This is a genomic window from Rhodobacter capsulatus, assembly GCF_003254295.1.
In the GTDB taxonomy this organism is placed as follows: Bacteria; Pseudomonadota; Alphaproteobacteria; order Rhodobacterales; family Rhodobacteraceae; genus Rhodobacter; species Rhodobacter capsulatus.
This window is the reverse complement of the sequence record NZ_QKZO01000009.1, coordinates 136,997-156,313: the sequence shown is the minus strand read 5'-3', so window position 1 is coordinate 156,313 and position 19,317 is coordinate 136,997. Positions and strand designations below refer to the sequence as shown.

The window sequence follows — 19,317 nt, the reverse complement described above, 5'->3', positions numbered from 1 at the left end:
TGAGGTCAGAGGGGGGTGGTGAGCGCTCGGGCGCTCACTCTTCCTCCGAATCCAGGAGTTCCATGTTGAGGCCGAGGCCCCGAACTTCCTTGACGAGCACGTTGAACGATTCCGGCACGCCGGCCTCGAAGTTGTCCTCGCCCTTGACGATGCTCTCGTAGACCTTGGTCCGGCCCGCGACGTCGTCCGACTTCACCGTCAGCATCTCCTGCAGGGTGTAGGCGGCGCCGTAAGCTTCCAGAGCCCAGACCTCCATCTCCCCAAGACGCTGACCACCGAACTGCGCCTTGCCGCCCAGCGGTTGCTGGGTAACAAGCGAATACGGCCCGGTCGAACGCGCGTGCATCTTGTCGTCGACAAGGTGGTGCAGCTTGAGGAAGTATTTCACGCCCACGGTGACCGGACGGGCGAATTGCTCGCCGGTGCGGCCGTCGAAGACGATCGATTGGCCCGACTTGTTGAAGCCCGCGCGCATCAGCGCATCGTTCACGTCGGCTTCCTTGGCGCCGTCAAAGACCGGGGTGGCGATCGGAACGCCGCCGCGCACATGCTCGGCGCATTCGACAAACCGGTCGTTCTCCATCTCGGCAAAGACGTCCTCGTAGGTCTCGTCGCCATAGCCGTGGCGCATTTCCTCGCGCACCGGGGTCAGGTCGCCGTTGCGACGATAGGCTTTCAGCGCCTCGTCGATCCGGATGCCCAGACCACGGCTGGCCCAACCCATGTGGGTTTCCAGGATCTGCCCGACGTTCATCCGCGACGGCACGCCGAGCGGGTTCAGAACGAGGTCGACCGGGGTGCCATCGGCCAGGAACGGCATGTCTTCGATCGGAACGACCTTCGACACCACGCCCTTGTTGCCGTGACGACCGGCCATCTTGTCGCCCGCTTGCAGCTTGCGCTTCACCGCGACGAAGACCTTGACCATCTTCATCACGCCGGGGGGCAGATCGTCGCCCTGACGGACTTTCTCCACCTTGTCATCGAAGCGATGTTCCAGGGCGCGTTTCTGCGCGTCGAACTGGTCGTTCAGCGCTTCCACTTCCTTCGCATCGGCCTCGTTTTCCAGCGCCAGCTGCCACCACTGGCCACGCGACAGCGAGGCGAGCAGCTCTTCGGTGATTTCCGACCCGGCCTTGATCGAGGTGTTCTTCGGCCCCTTGACCGTCACCTTGCCCAGGATCAGCGTTTTCAGACGCGCATAGATGTTGCGTTCCAAAATCGCCATCTCGTCGTCGCGGTCGCGGGCGAGACGTTCGATTTCCTCCCGCTCGATCTGCAGCGCGCGTTCGTCCTTGTCGACCCCGTGACGGTTGAAGACGCGAACTTCGACGATCGTGCCATAGGCGCCCGGCGGCAGACGCAGCGAGGTGTCGCGCACGTCAGACGCCTTTTCGCCGAAGATGGCGCGCAGAAGCTTTTCTTCCGGCGTCATCGGGCTTTCGCCCTTCGGCGTGATCTTGCCCACGAGGATATCGCCCGGGCCGACTTCGGCGCCGATATAAACGATGCCCGCCTCGTCGAGGTTGCGCAGCGCCTCCTCGCCGACGTTCGGGATGTCGCGGGTGATCTCTTCCGGCCCGAGTTTCGTGTCGCGCGCCGCCACTTCGTATTCCTCGATATGGATCGAGGTGAACACGTCATCGCGGTGGATGCGTTCCGAAATCAGGATGGAGTCTTCGTAGTTGTAGCCGTTCCAGGGCATGAAGGCGACGACGACGTTGCGCCCCAGCGCCAGTTCGCCCTGATCGGTCGAGGGACCGTCGGCAACCACCTGCCCCTTCGACACCACGTCGCCCACCTTGACGATCGGACGCTGGTTGATCGTCGAGGACTGGTTCGAGCGTTTGAACTTGCGCAGCCGATAGATATCGACGCCCGCGTCACCCATGCCGATGTCTTCATTGGCGCGGATAACGATCCGCGACGCATCGACCTGATCCACGACACCGCCGCGGCGGGCCATGATCGCGGCGCCCGAATCGCGCGCCACCGTCGCTTCCATGCCGGTACCGACAAACGGCGCCTCGTTGCGCAGCAGCGGAACCGCCTGACGTTGCATGTTCGAGCCCATCAGGGCGCGGTTGGCGTCGTCGTTTTCAAGGAAGGGGATCAGCGCCGCGGCGACCGAAACCAGCTGTTTCGGCGACACGTCGATCAGATCCACCGCCTCGACCGGGTTGAGCATGAATTCGCCCGATTGCCGGGTCGAAACCAGATCGTTGACGAACTTGCCGTTCTCGTCGAGTTCGGCGTTCGCCTGCGCGATGGTGTGGCGCATTTCCTCGGTGGCCGACATGTAGATGACTTCGTCGGTCACCTGCCCATCGTGCACTTTGCGATAGGGGGTCTCGATGAAGCCGTATTTGTTCACCCGGGCGAAGGTCGCCAGCGAGTTGATCAGACCGATGTTCTGACCTTCGGGCGTCTCGATCGGGCACATCCGGCCATAGTGGGTCGGGTGAACGTCGCGCACCTCGAAGCCGGCGCGTTCGCGGGTCAGACCGCCCGGCCCGAGCGCCGAAAGACGACGCTTGTGCGTGACTTCGGAAAGCGGGTTGGTCTGGTCCATGAACTGCGACAGCTGCGAGGAGCCGAAGAATTCGCGCACCGCGGCCGCGGCCGGTTTCGCGTTGATCAGATCTTGCGGCATCACCGTGTCGATCTCGACCGAGGACATGCGTTCCTTGATCGCGCGTTCCATGCGCAGCAGACCGACGCGATACTGGTTTTCCATCAGCTCGCCGACGGACCGCACGCGACGGTTGCCGAGGTGGTCGATGTCGTCGATCTCGCCCTTGCCGTCGCGCAGTTCAACGAGGCCCTTGATGCAGGCGATGATGTCGGCGCGGCGCAGGGTGCGCTGGGTGTCCGGCGCATCCAGATCCAGACGCATGTTCATTTTCACCCGGCCCACGGCCGAGAGGTCATAGCGTTCCGAATCGAAGAACAGCGTGTCGAACATCGAGCTTGCGGCTTCGACGGTCGGCGGTTCCCCCGGACGCATGACGCGGTAGATGTCCATCAGCGCGCCGTCGCGGCCCATGTTCTTGTCCGCCGCCATCGTGTTGCGGATGTAGGGGCCGACGTTGATGTTGTCGATGTCGAGGCAGGGGATCTCGGTGATGCCGTTGTCCAGAAGCGTCTTCACCGAGCCACCGACCAGCTGGCCGTCACGGTCGTATTCCGCCGTCAGCTCGTCGCCCGCTTCGATGTAGATGTAGCCGGTGCGCTCGTTGATGATGTCCTTGGCGCAGTAGCGGCCCAGGATGTGGTCGAACGGCAGAAGCAGCTCGGTCACCTTGGCTTCATCAAGCCATTTCTTCACCATCCGCGGCGTGACCTTTTCGCCCGCCTTCAGGATCACTTCGCCGGTGCCGGCGTCGATCATGTCATAGGTCGGACGGGTGCCGCGCGCGCGCTCGGGGAAGAACTTCGACACCCAGCCGCGTTTGCCCTCGGCGCGGAAGGTGACGGTGTTGTAATAGGCATCCATGATGCCTTCCTGATCGAGGCCGAGCGCATAAAGCAGCGTCGTCACCGGCAGTTTGCGGCGACGGTCGATGCGCGCGAAGACCAGATCCTTGGCGTCGAATTCGAAATCGAGCCAGCTGCCGCGATAGGGAATGATCCGGCAGGCGAACAGCAGCTTGCCCGAGGAGTGGGTCTTGCCGCGGTCATGGTCGAAGAACACACCCGGCGAGCGGTGCATCTGCGAGACGATCACGCGTTCGGTGCCGTTGACGATGAAGGTGCCGTTCGGCGTCATCAGGGGCATGTCGCCCATGTAGACGTCCTGTTCCTTGATGTCCTTGACCGACCGCGCCCCGGTGGTTTCATCGACATCGAACACGATCAGACGCAGCGTCACCTTGAGCGGCGCCGAATAGGTCAGGTCGCGGCTCATGCATTCGTCGACGTCATATTTCGGCTTTTCGAGCTCGTATTTCACGAATTCGAGGATCGCGTTGTCATTGAAGTCCTTGATCGGGAAGACCGACTGGAACACGCCCTTGATGCCCTCGCCGTCGAGCGGCTGATCGGCGTCGCCCGAGCGCAGGAACAGGTCGTAGGAGGCCTTCTGAACCTCGATGAGGTTCGGCATTTCCAGAACTTCGCGGATTTTGCCGTAGTAGCGGCGGATACGCTTCTGACCAACGTAAGCTTGAGCCATGCTCGTCGTGACCTTTCGTCTCTTCGCGGGTGTGCATCGTCGGGGCCCGATGCACGCCGCTTGCGAATGGGGGGCGGTTCCATACCTGCCTTCCGTCCCACCGGAAGGCTCCCGAACCGACCCTGCCTTGGGAAAGGGTTTCGCAAAACCCCTTGCCGAGACAGGTACGGCTGGGCTCGGGGAAACCCCGAACCCAGCCTGAAAATCAGATCGGATGCGAAGGCATCCGCACCGATTACTTGAGCTCGACCTTGGCGCCAGCCGCCTCGAGCTTTTTCTTGATCTCTTCGGCTTCGCCTTTGGCAGCGGCTTCTTTCACCTTGCCACCAGCTTCGACGAGATCTTTCGCTTCTTTGAGGCCCAGGCCGGTGATGGCGCGGACTTCTTTGATCACGTTGATCTTGTTCGCACCGGCATCGACGAGCACGACGTCGAATTCGGTTTTTTCTTCTTCGGCCGGAGCCGCGGCAGCAGCCGGGCCAGCCATCATCACGGCGCCACCGGCGGCCGGTTCGATGCCATACTCGTCCTTGAGGATGGTTTTCAGTTCTTGGGCCTGCAGCAGCGTCAGGTTGACGATTTGCTCGGCAAGGGCTTTAAGATCGGCCATTTTTCCGTTCCATTCTGATATAGGGTTGATCCGACGTCGAGTTGTCCCGACGAAGGCAAGATGTTGCGTCAGGCGGCTTCCCGCTCCTCAAGCGTCTTGAGGATGCCCGCGATGTTGGAAGCAGGCGCGCCAATGGCACCGGCGATGTTCGAAGCAGGCGCCCCGATGCACGACGCGATTTGAGCGATGAGCTCTTCGCGCGACGGCATGGCGGCGACGGCTTTGACACCGGCCTTGTCCAGAGCGTCCTTGCCCATGGCCCCGCCAAGAATGTCGAACTTGTCGTTCGTCTTGGCATAGGCTTCCGCGACCTTGGCCGCAGCCACCGGGTCCTCGGAATAGGCAAGAACGGTCATCCCCGTCAGAAGTTTGGCCATGCTCTCGCAGGGCTTGCCTTCCAGGGCGATCTTGGCGAGCGTGTTCTTGGCAACGCGCACGGACCCACCCACGTCACGCATTTTCGCGCGCAGGTCCTGCATCTGAGCAACCGTCATGCCTTCGTAGCGGGCAACCACCACGACGCCAGAGCTTTCGAAGATCTGGCCGAGTTCCTCGACCACTTTCTCTTTTTGGGCTCTATCCACGGTTACACTCCAAGTGTGGGGGTTTCCCCCCGGCTCTGTTTCCTACGGGCACATGCCCGCAGGTCGGGTCCGATCGGTTCCCGAGAGATCGCCCGAGGCAGCAGCCCCGGAAATTCTCGTTCCCCATCTCGGGAAGGACTTACGGGGGAAACCCCCACCCTCCGTCTCGGACAGGACGGGGCCTTTGCAAGCCCCGTCATTCGCCGGTTTCCCGGCAAATTCTCAGCGGGCCGCGGCCGAGGTCAGATCGACCGTCACGCCCGGGCCCATGGTCGAGGACAGCGACACCTTTTTCAGATAGGTGCCCTTGGCGCCCGCCGGTTTGGCTTTCGACACCGCGTCGACAAAGGCACGGACGTTGTCCGCCAGCTTGTCTTCGCCGAACGAGACCTTGCCGATGCCGCCGTGGATCACGCCGGCCTTTTCGACCTTGAACTGCACTTCGCCGCCCTTGGCCGCTTCGATCGCCGTTTTCACGTCCATCGTCACGGTGCCGACCTTCGGGTTCGGCATCAGGTTGCGCGGCCCGAGGATCTTGCCCAGACGGCCGACGAGCGGCATCATGTCCGGGGTGGCGATGCAGCGATCGAACTCGATCTTGCCCTGCTGGATGGTTTCCATCAGGTCTTCGGCACCGACGATGTCGGCCCCGGCGGCCTTCGCCTCGTCAGCCTTGGCGCCGCGCGCGAAAACGGCGACGCGGACGGTCTTGCCCGTGCCGTGCGGCAGCTGCACCACGCCGCGGACCATTTGGTCGGCGTGACGCGGGTCGACGCCCAGGTTCATCGCGATTTCAAGCGTTTCGTCGAACTTGGCCGAGGCCGCCGACTTGATCAGCTTGACGGCATCTTCAACCGAAAGGTTGGCCTTGCCTTCGAAAGCGGTCCGCGCAGCGGCCGAACGTTTACCGATCTTGGCCATGGCTTACCCCTTAACCTCGATACCGACCGACTTCGCCGAGCCGAGGATGATGTTGATGGCGCCCTGAATGTCGTTGGCGTTCAGGTCTTTCATCTTGGCTTCGGCGATCGCCTTGACTTGCGCGGCGGTCACGGTGCCCGCCACGACATGGCCCGGCTTGACCGAGCCCTTCGGACGGTTGCGCTTGCCCACCGGCTTCAGGCCAGCGGCCTTCTTCAGCATGAACGAGGCCGGAGCGGTCTTCGTTTCAAAGGTGAAGCTCTTGTCGGCATAGTAGGTGATGATGCAGGGAACCGGCGATTCCGGCTCCAGCTCCTGCGTGCGGGCGTTGAACGCCTTGCAGAATTCCATGATGTTGATCCCGCGCTGACCCAGCGCCGGACCGATCGGCGGGGAGGGAGTGGCTTTCCCCGCCTTCACTTGCAGCTTCAGCTGCCCGATGACTTTCTTGGCCATGTGGCCCTCTCCTTTTCACTGCCGCCCCACCATGAGGCGAAGTTTAGTGGTCAGGCGGTCACCCGCCTCCCACGCATTCCCTCAGGCGGTTTTCGACACCTGGGTGAATTCCAGCTCGACCGGCGTCGGCCGGCCAAAGATCGACACCGTGACCTTGAGGCGGCCCGCGGCGTCGTCCACTTCCTCGACCATGCCCGAGAAGCCCTCGAACGGGCCGTCGGTCACGGACACATTCTCGCCGATCTCGAAGCGAATCAGGTTGCGCGGCGCGACGACTTCGCCGGTCGGGCCCTGACGGTTCAGGATCGTGTTGACCTCGCTGTCGCGCATCGGCGTCGGCTTGCCCTGCGGACCCAGGAAGCCGGTGACGCGGTTGATCGAGGTGATCGCGTGATAGCCGCGATCGGTCATGTCCATGCGCACCAGCACATAGCCGGGCATGAAGCGACGCTCCGACGTGACCTTCTTGCCGCGGCGGATTTCGATCACTTCTTCGGTGGGAACCAGAACTTCCTCGATCTCGCCCCCAAGGCCCTTGTCGATCACGGCCTGTTTGATCTGCTCGGCGACCTTCTTCTCGAAGTTCGAGAGAACGGAAACCGAATACCACCGCTTCGCCATCAACCTGCCTCTTTCCCCCCGGCGGCGAGCGCCGAAATTTTCTCTGTGCAACGGTCTTGCCGCTGCCCTGTCAACAAAGAACGGCGCGCATCATTCGAATCGATGCACGCCGGTTCTTGAGTGTCGTGCCCGTTTAGCCTTGCCCGCCCCGTATTTCAAGGGCTTCGATGGCCTCAGATGAACATTGCCTTGATCCCGAGGTTGATCACCCAATCCACGAGGGAAAAGAAGATCGCCGCCACCATCGCCATGGTCAGCACCATGATGGTGGTCAAAACGACCTCGCGCCGGGTCGGCCAGGTGATCTTGCCAACTTCCGAGCGCACCTGGCTCAGGAACTGGATCGGGTTTGCCATGCTGCTTCCTCTCATGCGACGGCGCCGGGATACGCGCAGATGCGGCAGAATTCAAGCGCGATGCGCGGATCTGCCCGACACCGAAACAGGACCGCAGCCTGCGGCGTGATCCGATTTCAGCAAGTGAAGGATGGCAGGAGTTGGGGGACTCGAACCCACGACCCTCGGTTTTGGAGACCGATGCTCTACCAACTGAGCTAAACTCCTGTGCCTGCCGCGTCACTACATATCTTGTGCGGGGCCGTCAAGCGGGTGACGGCGATCTGTGCAGGGTTCCCGCGCACCAATTCGCCGCAGCCCCGCGGGCGCCGCCGCAACTCCCGCTTCCCAAAAGCGCGATTTTCCTGTATGCGCGCACAATCTGCGACGTGAGCCCAACCCCCCGGGCGCATGCGAAGGATTGGGGGGCGGCGGCAATGGGGCCGCCATATGCCGGGAGACATGGGAAGGTCCCATGCGTGCTCCCAGACAGGATACGCTGATGTTCAACATTACGAAAAAATCGATCCAGTGGGGCGGTGAGACGCTGACGCTGGAAACGGGCAAGGTTGCCCGTCAGGCCGATGGTTCGGTGATCGCCACTCTGGGCGAGACCTCGGTCATGGCCAACGTCACCTTCGCCAAGGAAGCGAAGCCGGGGCAGGATTTCTTCCCGCTGACCGTGCATTACCAGGAAAAATACTACGCCGCCGGCAAGATCCCCGGCGGTTTCTTCAAACGTGAAGCCCGTCCTTCGGAAAAGGAAACGCTGGTCTCGCGTCTGATCGACCGTCCCTGCCGTCCGCTCTTCGTCCCGGGCTTCAAGAACGAAGTGCTGGTGATGGCCACCGTGCTCTCCTGCGATCTGGTGAATGATCCCGACATCGTCGCGATGATCGCCGCCTCGGCCGCGCTGACGATCTCGGGCGTGCCTTTCATGGGCCCGATCGGCGCCGCGCGCGTGGGCTTTGCCCATGGCGCCTATGTGCTGAACCCGGCCATGGACGACATGACCAAGCTGCGCGACAATCCCGAGCAGCGTCTGGATCTGGTCATCGCGGGCACGAAAGACGCCGTGATGATGGTCGAATCCGAAGCCTATGAGCTGACCGAGGACGAGATGCTCGGCGCGGTCAAGTTCGGCCATGAACAGATGCAGCCGGTGATCGACCTGATCATTTCGCTGGCCGAAGATGCCGCGAAAGAGCCCTTCCATTTCGACGCGCCGGATTACTCGGCGCTGCTCGACCGGGTGAAAGCCGCGGGCGAGACCGAGATGCGCGCCGCTTTCGCGCTCCGCGACAAGCAGGAACGCTCGAACGCGATTTCGGCGACGGTCGATCTGATCAAGTCGAAGCTGTCGGAAGAAGATCTGGCCGACATCAACCTCGGCTCGGCGATCAAGGCGCTGGAATCGGGCATCCTGCGCGGTGACATCATCAACGGTGGCGCCCGCATCGACGGCCGCGACAACAAGACCGTCCGCCCGATCGTGGCGGAAGTCGGCATCCTGCCGCGCACCCACGGTTCGGCGCTGTTCACCCGCGGCGAGACGCAGGGTCTGGTCGTCACCACGCTTGGCACCGGCGATGACGAACAGATCATCGACGCGCTGAACGGCAACACCCGCTCGAACTTCCTTCTGCACTACAACTTCCCGCCCTATTCGGTCGGCGAAGTGGGCCGCGTCGGCAGCCCGGGCCGTCGCGAGATCGGCCACGGCAAGCTGGCCTGGCGCGCGCTGCAGGCGGTTCTGCCCGCGGCGACCGACTTCCCCTACACGATCCGCGTCGTTTCCGAGATCACCGAATCGAACGGCTCGTCCTCGATGGCGTCGGTCTGCGGCGGTTCGCTGTCGATGATGGACGCCGGTGTGCCGCTGAAAGCCCCGGTGGCCGGTGTGGCCATGGGTCTGATCCTGGAAAGCGACGGCCGCTGGGCGGTTCTGACCGACATCCTGGGGGACGAAGACCACCTGGGCGACATGGACTTCAAGGTGGCGGGGACCGAAAGCGGCATCACCTCGCTGCAGATGGACATCAAGGTCGCGGGCATCACGCCGGCGATCATGGAACAGGCGCTGGCGCAGGCGAAAGACGGCCGGATGCACATCCTGGGCGAAATGTCGAAAGCGCTCTCGGCCGGTCGTCAGGAATTCTCGGCCCATGCGCCGCGGATCGAGACGATGACCATCCCGACCGACAAGATCCGCGAAGTGATCGGCTCGGGCGGCAAGGTGATCCGCGAGATCGTCGAGGTCTCGGGCGCCAAGGTCGACATCAACGACGACGGCGTGATCAAGATCGCCTCGGCCAATGCCGATGCTATCAAGAAGGCCTATGACATGATCTATTCGATCGTGGCCGAGCCGGAAGAGGGCAAGGTGTACCGCGGCAAGGTGGTGAAGCTGGTCGATTTCGGCGCCTTCGTGAACTTCTTCGGCAAGCGCGACGGTCTGGTGCATGTCAGCCAGATCGCGGGCAAGCGTCTGAACCACCCGAACGAGGCGCTGAAGGAAGGTCAGGAAGTCTGGGTCAAGCTGCTCGGCTTCGACGATCGCGGCAAGGTGCGCCTCGGCATGAAGATGGTCGATCAGGACACCGGCGCGGAACTGCCGCCGGAAGCGAAATCGAAAGACGAGCAGCCCGAGGGCTGATCGCAGCGCAAGAAACGGCAAAGCCCCCGCAACCGCGGGGGCTTTTGCTTTGCGGCCCCTTGGCCGGGGGCTTAACGCCCGTAGACGGTATGGCGGGCCAGATCGCGGGCATTGTGACGCGACAGGCCAAGGTCGAACCAGTCGGCATCGGTCATGCGGTCGAATTCCGCCAGCAGCGCGACATAGGCGCGGCGTTGCGCATGGGCCTCGCGCAGCTGCGCGACGGCACGGACAAGGACATCAAGCAGGGCGACGGGGCGGGGCTGGGACAGCGTGGAAGCGAGGGGCATCTTTTCGTCTTTCGGTCTCCGGCAGGACCATCCCGCCGTTGCCGATAACCTGCGCCTGATGCTGCATTTGCACAATCCGGGGATTGGACAAGGCCGCGATGCCGAAACCGCATGACTGGTAAGATTTGGTTACCACTTCCGCGGGGATAATTTGATCAAATTTTCCGGCGGGTGGCTTGCCACAAGGCTTTCCCCCTGTCACGCTGCGCCGGACAAGGGAGACTGCCATGATCGAGAAACGCCACTTCTACATCGACGGGACATGGGTCGGCCCGCATCTGCCGCGCGACCATGCCGTGATCGACCCCTCAACCGAGGAGCCCTGCGCGGTGATCTCGCTTGGCGACCGGGCCGATACCGAGGCCGCCGTCGCCGCCGCCCTGCGTGCGGGGCCGGGCTGGGCCGCCACGCCGCCCGCCGAGCGTCTGGCCGCGGTCGAGCGGATCCTCACGATCTATCAGGCCCGGGCCGAGGAGATGGCGCAGGCGATGAGCCTCGAGATGGGCGCACCGATCGACTTTGCCCGCGAAAATCAGGTCGGCGCCGGGATCTGGCACATCTCGAATTTCATCAGGGCCGCCAAGGACTTCAAATGGGTGCATCCGTTGGGCGACGGCACGCCCGGCGCGATGATCGCCTATGAACCCGTCGGCGTCGTCGGGCTGATCACGCCGTGGAACTGGCCGATGAACCAGGTGACGCTGAAAGTCATCCCGGCGCTGATCGCCGGTTGCACGATGGTGCTGAAACCCTCCGAGGAGGCGCCGCTGTCCTCGCTGCTGTTTGCGGAATTCGTCCATGCCGCGGGCGTGCCCGCGGGCGTCTTCAACCTGGTGAACGGTGACGGGCTCGGCGTCGGCACGCAGCTCTCCACCCATCCCGATGTGGAAATGATCTCCTTCACCGGCTCGACCCGGGCGGGCAAGGCGATCACACAGGCCGCGGCCAGCACGCTGAAACGGGTCTGTCTGGAACTCGGCGGCAAGGGGGCGAACCTGGTTTTCGCCGATGCCGACGAAAACGCCGTCGCCCGCGGCGTGCGGCATTGCATGAACAACTCCGGCCAAAGCTGCAACGCGCCGACGCGGATGCTGGTCGAACGCCCGCTTTACGACCGCGCCGTGGAGATCGCCGCCGAGGTCGCCGCCGCGATCAAGGTCGCCCCGGCGCAGGACCCCGGCCGCCACATCGGCCCGGTGGTGAACGCGGCGCAGTTCGAGAAAATCCAGTCGCTGATCGAAACCGGGATCAAGGAAGGCGCCCGTCTGGTCGCCGGGGGCCTTGGCCGCCCCGAGGGGCTGAACAAGGGCTTCTTCATCCGCCCGACCGTCTTTGCCGATGTCACGCCCGAAATGACGGTGATGCGCGAGGAAATCTTCGGCCCCGTGCTCTCGATCATGCCCTTCGACACCGAGGCCGAGGCCATCGCCATCGCCAATGCCACGCCCTATGGCCTGACCAACTATGTGCAGTCGCAAGACGGCGCCCGGCGCAACCGGCTGGCGCGGCAACTGCGCTCGGGCATGGTCGAGATGAACGGCCAAAGCCGCGGCGCGGGGGCGCCTTTCGGCGGCGTGCGCGCCTCGGGCCGCGCGCGCGAGGGCGGCCGCTGGGGCATCGAGGAATTCTGCGAGGTGAAGTCGATCTCGGGCTGGGCGGGCTGACCCGCCCCCCAAATCAGCCCCTTTCATCTTGCCGCAAATACCTCGGGGGTGCGGGGGCAGCGCCCCCGCGGGCGGCGCAACAGCCCCCGGCGAAACCCAAAGCAAAACGCCTGCCCCGGGGGGCAGGCGTTCCATTTTCCGAAACCCGAAAGGGATCAGCGGCGCAGGCCGAGACGCTCGATCAGCGACTGGTAGCGGGCCACGTCCTTTTTCTTCAGATAGTCGAGCAGCTTGCGGCGCTGGGCCACCATCATCAGCAGGCCACGACGCGAATGGTTGTCTTTCTTGTGGGCCTTGAAGTGCTCGGTCAGCGTCGCGATGCGCGAGCTGAGGATCGCCACCTGGACTTCCGGCGAGCCGGTGTCGCCTTCCTTGGTGGCAAATTCTTTCATCAGACGGGTCTTGGTCTCGACGGTGATCGACATCGGGGTCTCCTGTGCAAAGGGTGATGGCGCAAGCCGGGATGTCGTCCAGCAGGGCCCGTGGAGTCTCCGCCGAATCCGGCGGATGGCGGCGTTTAACGGAAAAGCGCCGAAAAGGAAAGCCAAAAGCCCGGGTCAGACGGCGCCGAATTCCTCGGGGGTGATCAAGAGCACATCCTCGGGGCGCAGATCGCCCGCATCGACCACCTCGGCCAGATGCACCCCGTTCAGCGTGATCCAGACATTGCCCTCGGTCGTCGCGGGCTCCAGCGTCACCTCCGGGGCGACACCGTTGTCCGGGTCATAGACGACCACGATCTGATCGGCGCTTGAATCGTAATCAGTGATCGTCGCGGGGGTTTCGGGGTCGATCCACTCGCCCAGCGCGAACAGATCGCCATCCTCACCGCCCGAGGCCCAATCACCCGCACCTATCATAAGCGTATCGGCCCCCACACCGCCGTTGAGGAAATCCATGCCATCGGCATCACTGTTGCCGCTTTGACCGTCCGAAACAACCCCGATGAGCAGATCGTCGCCATTTCCGCCGCTCAGCTCATCCGTGCCGGTGCCGCCGATCAACGTATCGTCCCCGGCGTTGCCGCACAGGCTGTCATCGCCCGCATCGCCCTCGACGCGGTCGTCGCCCGCGCCGCCCAGAAGCAGATCCGCCCCGGTGCCGCCGCTCAGGCTGTCGTCGCCGAAGCCCGCCGCCAAAGTGTCATCTCCCGCCCCGCCCGTCAGCGTGTCGGTGCCATAATCCCCCTCAAGACTGTCGTCGCCGGTCCCGCCCGCAAGGCTGTCGTCGCCCGCCGCGCCCCAAAGGCTGTCATCGCCATCGCCGCCGCTGACCGTGTCATCGCCCGCATAGCCGTTGATCTGGTCGTCGCCCGCCAGACCGTCAAGCTGATCGTCGAACAGATCACCCCAAAGGATGTCGCGCCCGTCGGTCGCCTCGGGCGAGGTCTCGGGCTCGGGCTCGGTCGGGGTGTCGCCGGGAAGGGTGGTCTCGGTGTCATCGGTCGGCGGATCTTCCGGGACGGTGCCGCCATCGGTGCCCGTGCCATCCTCGGTGCCGTCTTCCGTGCCGGTGTCGGCTTCGGCCTGATCCCGGGTGTCGTCGTCGACCGTCTCGGTCTCATCCTCCCCGGTGGGCGCGACACCCGCGGCAAGCCCCGCCATCAAAAGACCCAGAAACCCTGACAGGAACAGCATGGCGCACCCTCACCTTCACCGGCCCATCATAGCCGAAACGGCGCCGCGGAACAAAAGCAAACTCGGCAAAAACATGGTCGCGGCGTGGTTTTCCCGGGGCATGGTTAAGCTTCGGGGCCCAGGCAGCGTCAGACCCAGCGCTGCAACGGCTGCGCATAGCCGATGTAGAGCGGATGTTTCGGCGCCCCGGCGGCGGTCAGGCCCAGATGGTGCAGCTCGCGCCCCGATTCGCGCAGCAGCCGTTCGACCGCGGCACCGCGGCCCAGATGTGCCCCATGCGTGCCCCAGGCGCAGACGATCCGGTCCGCCGGGCCCCCCGCCCAATCCAGACTGCCACGGATCGCGGCATCGTTTTCCGGCCCGACCGGATCGGCCATGGCCCGCATCGCGCGCGGGTCGGTGGCGCGAAAGGCGAAGATGTTCGTCACCCGGAAGGCGCCAAAGCCCAGGGCCCGCGCCCGGCGCTCGCAGCGTTCGACCGTCGGATCGTTCTGCACCTCGGTCGCGGTCGAGGGGTTGAGCATCACGAAAAGCGCCCGCGGCAGGGCGTCGTCCCAGACCCGCGTCAGCAGATAGCGATAGGCCTCGCAGTCGGAATAGACCGCCACCGAGGGGGCATCGCCCTTGACATGGGTCCGGGTGATCATGCCCCGGTCCGGTTGAAGACGCGGTCGGGGTGGACCTCGCCGCCCATGTAGCGGCCAACGGCAATGGCCAGACCGTGATGGCTGACCCAGACCTCGGTCCCGAAGTCGATGCCCGAGCAGATCACCTGCCCGGGGTTGCCATGGCCCAGCCGCACCGCGCCCTCGACGGTGGCCTTGACCTCGGGCAGATCGTGCAGCCCCAGTTCCAGCGGCAGCAGCTGCGCGTCCAGCTCGGGCGTGCGCGCCATCCGGTCGATCTCGTCAAGGCTCAGGCCCTTGTCGGCCTCGAACGGGCCCGACCAGACCCGGCGCAGCCAGAGCACGTGGCCAAGGCAGCCCAGGGCTTGCCCCAGATCGCGGGCGATCGCGCGGACATAGCCGCCCTTGCCGCAGACCATCTCGAGCTCGACCGTATCGGCATCGGGCCGCGAAATCATCTCGAGGCTTTCGACCCAGAGCGGACGGGCGGCCAGATCCATGTCGACGCCCTCGCGGGCCAGATCATAGGCGCGTTCGCCCTCGACCTTGACCGCGGAATATTGCGGCGGCACCTGCAGGATGTCGCCGCGGAACGCGGCCAGCGCGGCCGCAATCTCGGCATCGCTCGGGCGGCTGTCGGAGCGGGCGACGACTGCGCCCTCGGCATCGTCGGTCGCGGTCGCGGCGCCGAAGCGAACCTGAAAGCGGTAGCATTTCAGCGCATCGGTGATGAAGGGCACGGTCTTCGTCGCCTCGCCCAAAGCCACCGCCAGAACGCCCGTCGCCGCCGGATCGAGCGTGCCCGCATGGCCCGCCTTTTTCGCGTCGAAGGCCCAGCGCACCTTGCCCACAACCGCGGTCGAGGTCACCCCCGCGGGCTTGTCGACGACAACCCAGCCCGAAATCTCGCGACCCTTCTTGCGACCCATGACCGTCTCCCTGATGCAAGCCCGCCTGCTAGCGCCTTGCGGCCTGCGGGTCAATCGCGGGCAACAAGCCCGACCATCGGCCCCAGCGGCAGGCCGAAATCGGCCCGTCCCTGCGCGGGCACGAAGAGTCGCGAAATCGAGCCGTCGAAATAAAGCGCATTCGGCGCCCCAAGGCTGTCGCGGAAGAAGCGGGCGAAGCGGTGGAAGGTCACAGGCCGGTCGGAAATCACGAACCAGGCTGTCTGCCCGTCGGCCGAAACGCCCACGCCGTTGCGGATATAGGTCGAGGTGCTGTCGGGCAGGAACCGCGGATGCAGCGCACCCTCGATCACCAGCATCGGCCCCGATTGCGTGGCAAAGCGGCAGGCGGGCGGGGCCGCGGCAAAGGCGCGGCTTTCGATCACCGCGAAACGGTCAGTCACGCAAAAGACGCCATTCGGCAGCATGCCGAAATTCCCCGGCCCCTCGCGGGTGACGATCGGCTGCCGCTCGGTGCCGTTTTCGATGTAAAGCCCGGCCGGATCGCGGCTTGGCGAATACATCCCGGCGTTCATCGCGAAGACCAGCCGCTCGCCCGGGGCAAGCGTGGCCTTGACCCGCTCGGCATTGCCAAGGATCTGGCCCTGATCGTTCTTCAGCCACAGCCGCACATCCTGCCCGGCCTGCGCCTGACAGACGGTGAAGGGAATGTCCTCGAAGGTGACGGTATGACAGGGATCGGCCGCCAGCGCGAGGCGCGGCACCACCAGCGCCAGCGCCGCGAACAGCCGCGCCCAGAGCGGCTTAATCGTCATCGCCTTCATCGTCATCGCGGGCGGCGATGTCGCGTTGCACGGTTTCATCGGAAAACAGCCGTCGCGTCTCATCGAGCCGGTCAAAGGTCTCGTCCATGCGAAACCGCAGATCGGGCGCGTATTTCAGCGTCATCGCCTTGGCCACATGATGGCGCAGCTCGCCCGAATGGCGGCGCAGCGCAGCGAGCATCGCCTCGGCGCTCTCGCCCCCCAGCGTGCCGCCCAAAGGCGCCACATAGACCGTCGCCACCTTCAGATCCGGCGAGGTCCGCACCTCGCCCACGGTGATCGAGATCTTGTTGAGGTCCGGGTCATGCACATCGCCGCGCAAGAGCACGTCGGACAGGGTGCGCCGGATCAGTTCGCCGACGCGAAGCTGACGTTGCGAGGGGCCATCGCCCGAGGAAAAACGGTTCTTTGCCATGCCCCGCACATAGGGCTTTCGGGCCCATTCCGCAACCGGGGCCGCAACGGGGCTTTGCCAAGCGGGCGGGCGCGGGCTAGGAAGGGCGAAACGCATGGAGAGACAGATGAGTGACCTGCCGGGCATCGTGATCACGGGGATTTCGGGACGCATGGGGCGGATGCTGGCGGCAACCGTCGCCGCCTCGGACAAGGCGCGGCTTGTCGGCGCGGTCGAACGCACGGGCCATGACTGGATCGGCCGCGATCTGGGCGAGGCTCTGGGCGGGGCAAAAAATGGCGTGATCGTCACCGATGATCCGCTGGAAGCCTTTGCAACGGCGCAGGCGGTGATCGATTTCACCGCCCCTGCGGCGACGCTGGAATTTGCGCGGCTGGCCGCGCAGGCCCGCGCCGTGCATGTGATCGGCACCACGGGTTTTGAAAAGGAACAGATCGCGGCGCTGGAACCCGCGTCGCGCCATTCGGTGCAGATCCGGGCGGGCAACATGAGCCTTGGCGTGAACCTGCTAACGAAACTGGCGAAGACCGTGGCGCAGGCGCTGGATGCCGATTGGGACATCGAAGTGGTCGAGGCGCATCACAACCGCAAGGTCGACGCGCCCTCGGGCACGGCGCTGATGCTGGGCAAGGCCGCGGCCGAGGGACGTGGCATCGACCTGGACGGCATGACCGAATCAGGCCGTCACGGCCTCACCGGCGCCCGGAAACACGGCGCCATCGGCTTTTCGGCGATCCGCGGCGGCGACATCGTGGGGGAACATGACGTGATCTTCGCCGCGGCGGGCGAGCGCATCGTGCTGCGCCACATCGCCACCGACCGCGCGATCTTCGCCCGCGGCGCGCTCCGGGCCGCACTCTGGGGGCAGGACAAGACCCCCGGCCAATATGACATGCTGGACGTGCTGGGGATCTGACCCAACTCCGCGCCTGATTTCATCTTGCTCGAAATACCTCACGGGGGTGCGGGGGTGTGAAACCCCCGCTGCCACGGTCGGGCACAGGCGGCTCAGAAGTCGATGGCGATGCCCTTCTTCTCCCAATCGCCAAAGCGCACCGGCTCGGGTCCGTCGCGGCCGCCGAATTCCTTCGGCAATTCCGCGGCCTTGGCGGCCTTGCGCCGTTCCTCGGCCTCGGCCAGCGCGCGGATCGCGGCGGGGGGCAGATCCTTCGGGGCATCTTCGCTCATCAAGGCCTCCGGCTTTGCGTTTCGGGTCGGGCCTGATATAGGCCGCCCCATCCACGGGAACAAGCAAGGGAAAGCGCCATGGCTTCGATCGATCCGGCCCGCCGTGCGGCAGCGGCGCTTCTGTCCGGCGTGCTGCAGGAACGGCTGACCTTGGCCGAACAGGCGGGCGAGCTGGCGGCGCTGGCGCCCTCCGACCGCGCCCGGGCGCAGCGGATCGCGCTGGCCACGCTGCGCAACCTGTCGCGCGCCGATGCGATGCTGAAGCCGCATCTGCGCAAGGCGCCGCCGCCCGATCTGCATGTGCTTTTGCGCCTCGGCACGGTCGAGATCTGCGCATTGGGCGAGGCGCCCCATGGCGTCACCGATGCGCTTGTCACGCTCGCCCGCTCGGGCGGGCAAAAGACCGAGGGCTTCGCCGGGCTGATCAATGCGGTGCTGCGCAAGATCGCCACCGAGACCGAGCGCTGGGCGCGGCTCGATGCTCCCGCCCTGCCCGGCTGGCTGCGCGGACGGCTGATGTCGGCTTACGGCAAGGTCGCGGTGATGCGGATGGAGGCCGCGCATCTGGCGGGCGCGCCCACCGATCTTTCGGTGAAGACCGACGCCGCAGGATGGGCCGGGAAACTGGGCGCGGAGCTGCTGCCCACCGGCACGCTGCGGCTGGCGCAGGCCGGGCAGATCACCGAACTTCCGGGCTATGCGACGGGCGACTGGTGGGTGCAGGATGCCGCCGCCGCCCTGCCCGCGAAAGTACTGAACGCCCAGCCGGGCGAGCATGTGCTCGACCTTTGCGCCGCGCCGGGCGGCAAGACGCTGCAACTGCTGGCCGCGGGCGCCAAGGTCACCGCGCTGGATGTCTCCGCCCCGCGTCTCGACCGGCTGGAAGAAAACCTCGCCCGTTGCGGGATGACGGCCGAGACCGTCGTCGCCGATGCGCTGGACTGGACGCCCGACGCCCCCTTCGACGCGATCCTGCTCGATGCGCCCTGTTCCGCCACCGGCACGATTCGCCGCCACCCGGATCTGCCCTTCGTCAAGGATGCAAGCGGCATCAAGACCCTGATCGCGCTGCAGGCGGCGCTGCTCGACCGGGCGCTGGGCTGGCTCAAACCCGGCGGGCGCCTGGTCTATGCCACCTGCTCGCTTCTGCCCGAGGAGGGCGAGGCGCAGATCGCCGCCGCCCTGACCCGCCATCCGGGGCTGCAGATCCTGCCCGCGACCGTCCCGGGCCTTGATCCGGACTGGCGGACGGAAAATGGTTGCCTGCGCCTGCGCCCCGATCTCTGGCCCGACTGCGGCGGGCTTGACGGCTTCTTCATCGCCGTGCTGCGGCGGGACAGCTGACCGGCGAAACACCCGATGACAGGACCCCGGCAGGACTTTATTCTGCGCCAAAAGCGACACCAGG

19 protein-coding genes and 1 tRNA gene are annotated in these 19,317 nt (G+C 65.0%); 4 read left to right on the top strand and 16 right to left on the bottom strand.

The genetic code is table 11. From position 1 onward, the window contains the following. Positions 1-34: 34 nt before the first annotated feature. The 8 genes from rpoB to LY44_RS13920 all read right to left on the bottom strand — a co-directional run bounded on the left by rpoB (position 35) and on the right by LY44_RS13920 (position 7,929). Positions 35-4,174 carry a DNA-directed RNA polymerase subunit beta gene (gene rpoB / locus LY44_RS13955; RefSeq protein WP_055209134.1) on the bottom strand — a complete coding sequence of 1,380 codons (4,140 nt, stop codon included), beginning with the start codon at positions 4,172-4,174 and terminating at the stop codon, positions 35-37. Positions 4,175-4,409: 235 nt separating this feature from the next. Further along, the gene (rplL, locus tag LY44_RS13950) at positions 4,410-4,784 is read right to left on the bottom strand and encodes a 50S ribosomal protein L7/L12 (RefSeq protein WP_055209133.1); all 375 of its coding nucleotides are present in this window, start codon (positions 4,782-4,784) and stop codon (positions 4,410-4,412) included. 68 nt (positions 4,785-4,852) lie between these two features. Further along, positions 4,853-5,368, bottom strand: a complete 516-nt coding sequence (gene rplJ, locus LY44_RS13945) for a 50S ribosomal protein L10 (protein ID WP_013066036.1) — start codon at positions 5,366-5,368, stop codon at positions 4,853-4,855. 222 nt (positions 5,369-5,590) lie between these two features. Further along, the gene (gene rplA, locus LY44_RS13940; RefSeq protein WP_055209132.1) at positions 5,591-6,289 is read right to left on the bottom strand and encodes a 50S ribosomal protein L1; all 699 of its coding nucleotides are present in this window, start codon (positions 6,287-6,289) and stop codon (positions 5,591-5,593) included. 3 nt (positions 6,290-6,292) lie between these two features. Continuing rightward, on the bottom strand, positions 6,293-6,745 hold the full coding sequence (gene rplK, locus LY44_RS13935) for a 50S ribosomal protein L11 (RefSeq protein ID WP_055209131.1): 453 nt from the start codon (positions 6,743-6,745) through the stop codon (positions 6,293-6,295). Between the two features lie 81 nt (positions 6,746-6,826). After that, a complete protein-coding gene (nusG, locus tag LY44_RS13930) occupies positions 6,827-7,366 on the bottom strand; it encodes a transcription termination/antitermination protein NusG (RefSeq protein WP_055209130.1) in 540 nt (179 codons plus the stop codon). A 173-nt stretch (positions 7,367-7,539) separates the two neighbouring features. Further along, positions 7,540-7,722: a preprotein translocase subunit SecE gene (gene secE, locus LY44_RS13925; protein WP_081024549.1), complete on the bottom strand. Its 183-nt coding sequence runs from the start codon at positions 7,720-7,722 to the stop codon at positions 7,540-7,542. Positions 7,723-7,853: 131 nt separating this feature from the next. Beyond that, positions 7,854-7,929 (bottom strand) — tRNA-Trp (locus tag LY44_RS13920). Between the two features lie 274 nt (positions 7,930-8,203). Here LY44_RS13920 and pnp point away from each other — a divergent pair. Continuing rightward, positions 8,204-10,357, top strand: coding sequence for a polyribonucleotide nucleotidyltransferase (pnp, locus tag LY44_RS13915; protein WP_055209128.1), 2,154 nt, complete (start codon positions 8,204-8,206; stop codon positions 10,355-10,357). A gap of 71 nt (positions 10,358-10,428) precedes the next feature. Here pnp and LY44_RS13910 read toward each other — a convergent pair whose 3' ends face one another. Then, positions 10,429-10,647: a hypothetical protein gene (locus LY44_RS13910; protein ID WP_055209127.1), complete on the bottom strand. Its 219-nt coding sequence runs from the start codon at positions 10,645-10,647 to the stop codon at positions 10,429-10,431. A 227-nt stretch (positions 10,648-10,874) separates the two neighbouring features. On the opposite strand from LY44_RS13910, the gene LY44_RS13905 reads away from it, so the two are divergent. Then, positions 10,875-12,311 carry an aldehyde dehydrogenase family protein gene (locus LY44_RS13905; protein ID WP_055209126.1) on the top strand — a complete coding sequence of 479 codons (1,437 nt, stop codon included), beginning with the start codon at positions 10,875-10,877 and terminating at the stop codon, positions 12,309-12,311. A gap of 155 nt (positions 12,312-12,466) precedes the next feature. Here the strand turns inward: LY44_RS13905 and rpsO are convergent, their stop codons facing one another. The 6 genes from rpsO to rbfA all read right to left on the bottom strand — a co-directional run bounded on the left by rpsO (position 12,467) and on the right by rbfA (position 16,721). Then, positions 12,467-12,736, bottom strand: a complete 270-nt coding sequence (gene rpsO / locus LY44_RS13900; protein WP_013066028.1) for a 30S ribosomal protein S15 — start codon at positions 12,734-12,736, stop codon at positions 12,467-12,469. A 132-nt stretch (positions 12,737-12,868) separates the two neighbouring features. Next, positions 12,869-13,948: a calcium-binding protein gene (locus LY44_RS13895; RefSeq protein ID WP_055209125.1), complete on the bottom strand. Its 1,080-nt coding sequence runs from the start codon at positions 13,946-13,948 to the stop codon at positions 12,869-12,871. A 128-nt stretch (positions 13,949-14,076) separates the two neighbouring features. After that, a complete protein-coding gene (locus LY44_RS13890; RefSeq protein WP_055209124.1) occupies positions 14,077-14,595 on the bottom strand; it encodes a DUF1643 domain-containing protein in 519 nt (172 codons plus the stop codon). Beyond that, positions 14,592-15,503 (bottom strand): tRNA pseudouridine(55) synthase TruB, encoded by a 912-nt coding sequence (gene truB, locus LY44_RS13885; protein WP_055209123.1) that lies wholly within the window; start codon positions 15,501-15,503, stop codon positions 14,592-14,594. Before truB ends, LY44_RS13890 begins: the two co-directional genes overlap by 4 nt. A 50-nt stretch (positions 15,504-15,553) precedes the next feature. After that, complete coding sequence (locus tag LY44_RS13880; protein WP_111396039.1) at positions 15,554-16,297, bottom strand: phosphodiester glycosidase family protein; 744 nt, start codon at positions 16,295-16,297, stop codon at positions 15,554-15,556. Then, entirely contained in the window at positions 16,287-16,721 is a 435-nt protein-coding gene (gene rbfA / locus LY44_RS13875; RefSeq protein ID WP_055209122.1) for a 30S ribosome-binding factor RbfA, read from the bottom strand. The genes LY44_RS13880 and rbfA overlap by 11 nt, the downstream gene beginning before the upstream one ends. A gap of 106 nt (positions 16,722-16,827) precedes the next feature. Here rbfA and dapB point away from each other — a divergent pair, with 106 nt between their 5' ends. Then, on the top strand, positions 16,828-17,637 hold the full coding sequence (gene dapB / locus LY44_RS13870; protein WP_055209121.1) for a 4-hydroxy-tetrahydrodipicolinate reductase: 810 nt from the start codon (positions 16,828-16,830) through the stop codon (positions 17,635-17,637). A gap of 92 nt (positions 17,638-17,729) precedes the next feature. Here the strand turns inward: dapB and LY44_RS13865 are convergent, their stop codons facing one another. Beyond that, positions 17,730-17,909: a DUF1674 domain-containing protein gene (locus LY44_RS13865; protein WP_055209120.1), complete on the bottom strand. Its 180-nt coding sequence runs from the start codon at positions 17,907-17,909 to the stop codon at positions 17,730-17,732. 78 nt (positions 17,910-17,987) lie between these two features. Here LY44_RS13865 and LY44_RS13860 point away from each other — a divergent pair, with 78 nt between their 5' ends. Beyond that, positions 17,988-19,253 (top strand): RsmB/NOP family class I SAM-dependent RNA methyltransferase, encoded by a 1,266-nt coding sequence (locus LY44_RS13860; protein WP_055209119.1) that lies wholly within the window; start codon positions 17,988-17,990, stop codon positions 19,251-19,253. Positions 19,254-19,317: the final 64 nt, after the last annotated feature.

Bases quoted from the DNA above. Each gene is read 5' to 3' on its own strand.
- rpoB (WP_055209134.1), bottom strand. From the start codon at position 4,174: ATGGCTCAAGCTTACGTTGGTCAGAAGCGTATCCGCCGCTACTACGGC.
- rplL (WP_055209133.1), bottom strand. From the start codon at position 4,784: ATGGCCGATCTTAAAGCCCTTGCCGAGCAAATCGTCAACCTGACGCTG.
- rplA (WP_055209132.1), bottom strand. From the start codon at position 6,289: ATGGCCAAGATCGGTAAACGTTCGGCCGCTGCGCGGACCGCTTTCGAA.
- rplK (WP_055209131.1), bottom strand. From the start codon at position 6,745: ATGGCCAAGAAAGTCATCGGGCAGCTGAAGCTGCAAGTGAAGGCGGGG.
- nusG (WP_055209130.1), bottom strand. From the start codon at position 7,366: ATGGCGAAGCGGTGGTATTCGGTTTCCGTTCTCTCGAACTTCGAGAAG.
- secE (WP_081024549.1), bottom strand. From the start codon at position 7,722: ATGGCAAACCCGATCCAGTTCCTGAGCCAGGTGCGCTCGGAAGTTGGC.
- pnp (WP_055209128.1), top strand. From the start codon at position 8,204: ATGTTCAACATTACGAAAAAATCGATCCAGTGGGGCGGTGAGACGCTG.
- LY44_RS13910 (WP_055209127.1), bottom strand. From the start codon at position 10,647: ATGCCCCTCGCTTCCACGCTGTCCCAGCCCCGCCCCGTCGCCCTGCTT.
- LY44_RS13905 (WP_055209126.1), top strand. From the start codon at position 10,875: ATGATCGAGAAACGCCACTTCTACATCGACGGGACATGGGTCGGCCCG.
- rpsO (WP_013066028.1), bottom strand. From the start codon at position 12,736: ATGTCGATCACCGTCGAGACCAAGACCCGTCTGATGAAAGAATTTGCC.
- LY44_RS13895 (WP_055209125.1), bottom strand. From the start codon at position 13,948: ATGCTGTTCCTGTCAGGGTTTCTGGGTCTTTTGATGGCGGGGCTTGCC.
- LY44_RS13890 (WP_055209124.1), bottom strand. From the start codon at position 14,595: ATGATCACCCGGACCCATGTCAAGGGCGATGCCCCCTCGGTGGCGGTC.
- truB (WP_055209123.1), bottom strand. From the start codon at position 15,503: ATGGGTCGCAAGAAGGGTCGCGAGATTTCGGGCTGGGTTGTCGTCGAC.
- LY44_RS13880 (WP_111396039.1), bottom strand. From the start codon at position 16,297: ATGACGATTAAGCCGCTCTGGGCGCGGCTGTTCGCGGCGCTGGCGCTG.
- rbfA (WP_055209122.1), bottom strand. From the start codon at position 16,721: ATGGCAAAGAACCGTTTTTCCTCGGGCGATGGCCCCTCGCAACGTCAG.
- dapB (WP_055209121.1), top strand. From the start codon at position 16,828: ATGAGTGACCTGCCGGGCATCGTGATCACGGGGATTTCGGGACGCATG.
- LY44_RS13865 (WP_055209120.1), bottom strand. From the start codon at position 17,909: ATGAGCGAAGATGCCCCGAAGGATCTGCCCCCCGCCGCGATCCGCGCG.
- LY44_RS13860 (WP_055209119.1), top strand. From the start codon at position 17,988: ATGGCTTCGATCGATCCGGCCCGCCGTGCGGCAGCGGCGCTTCTGTCC.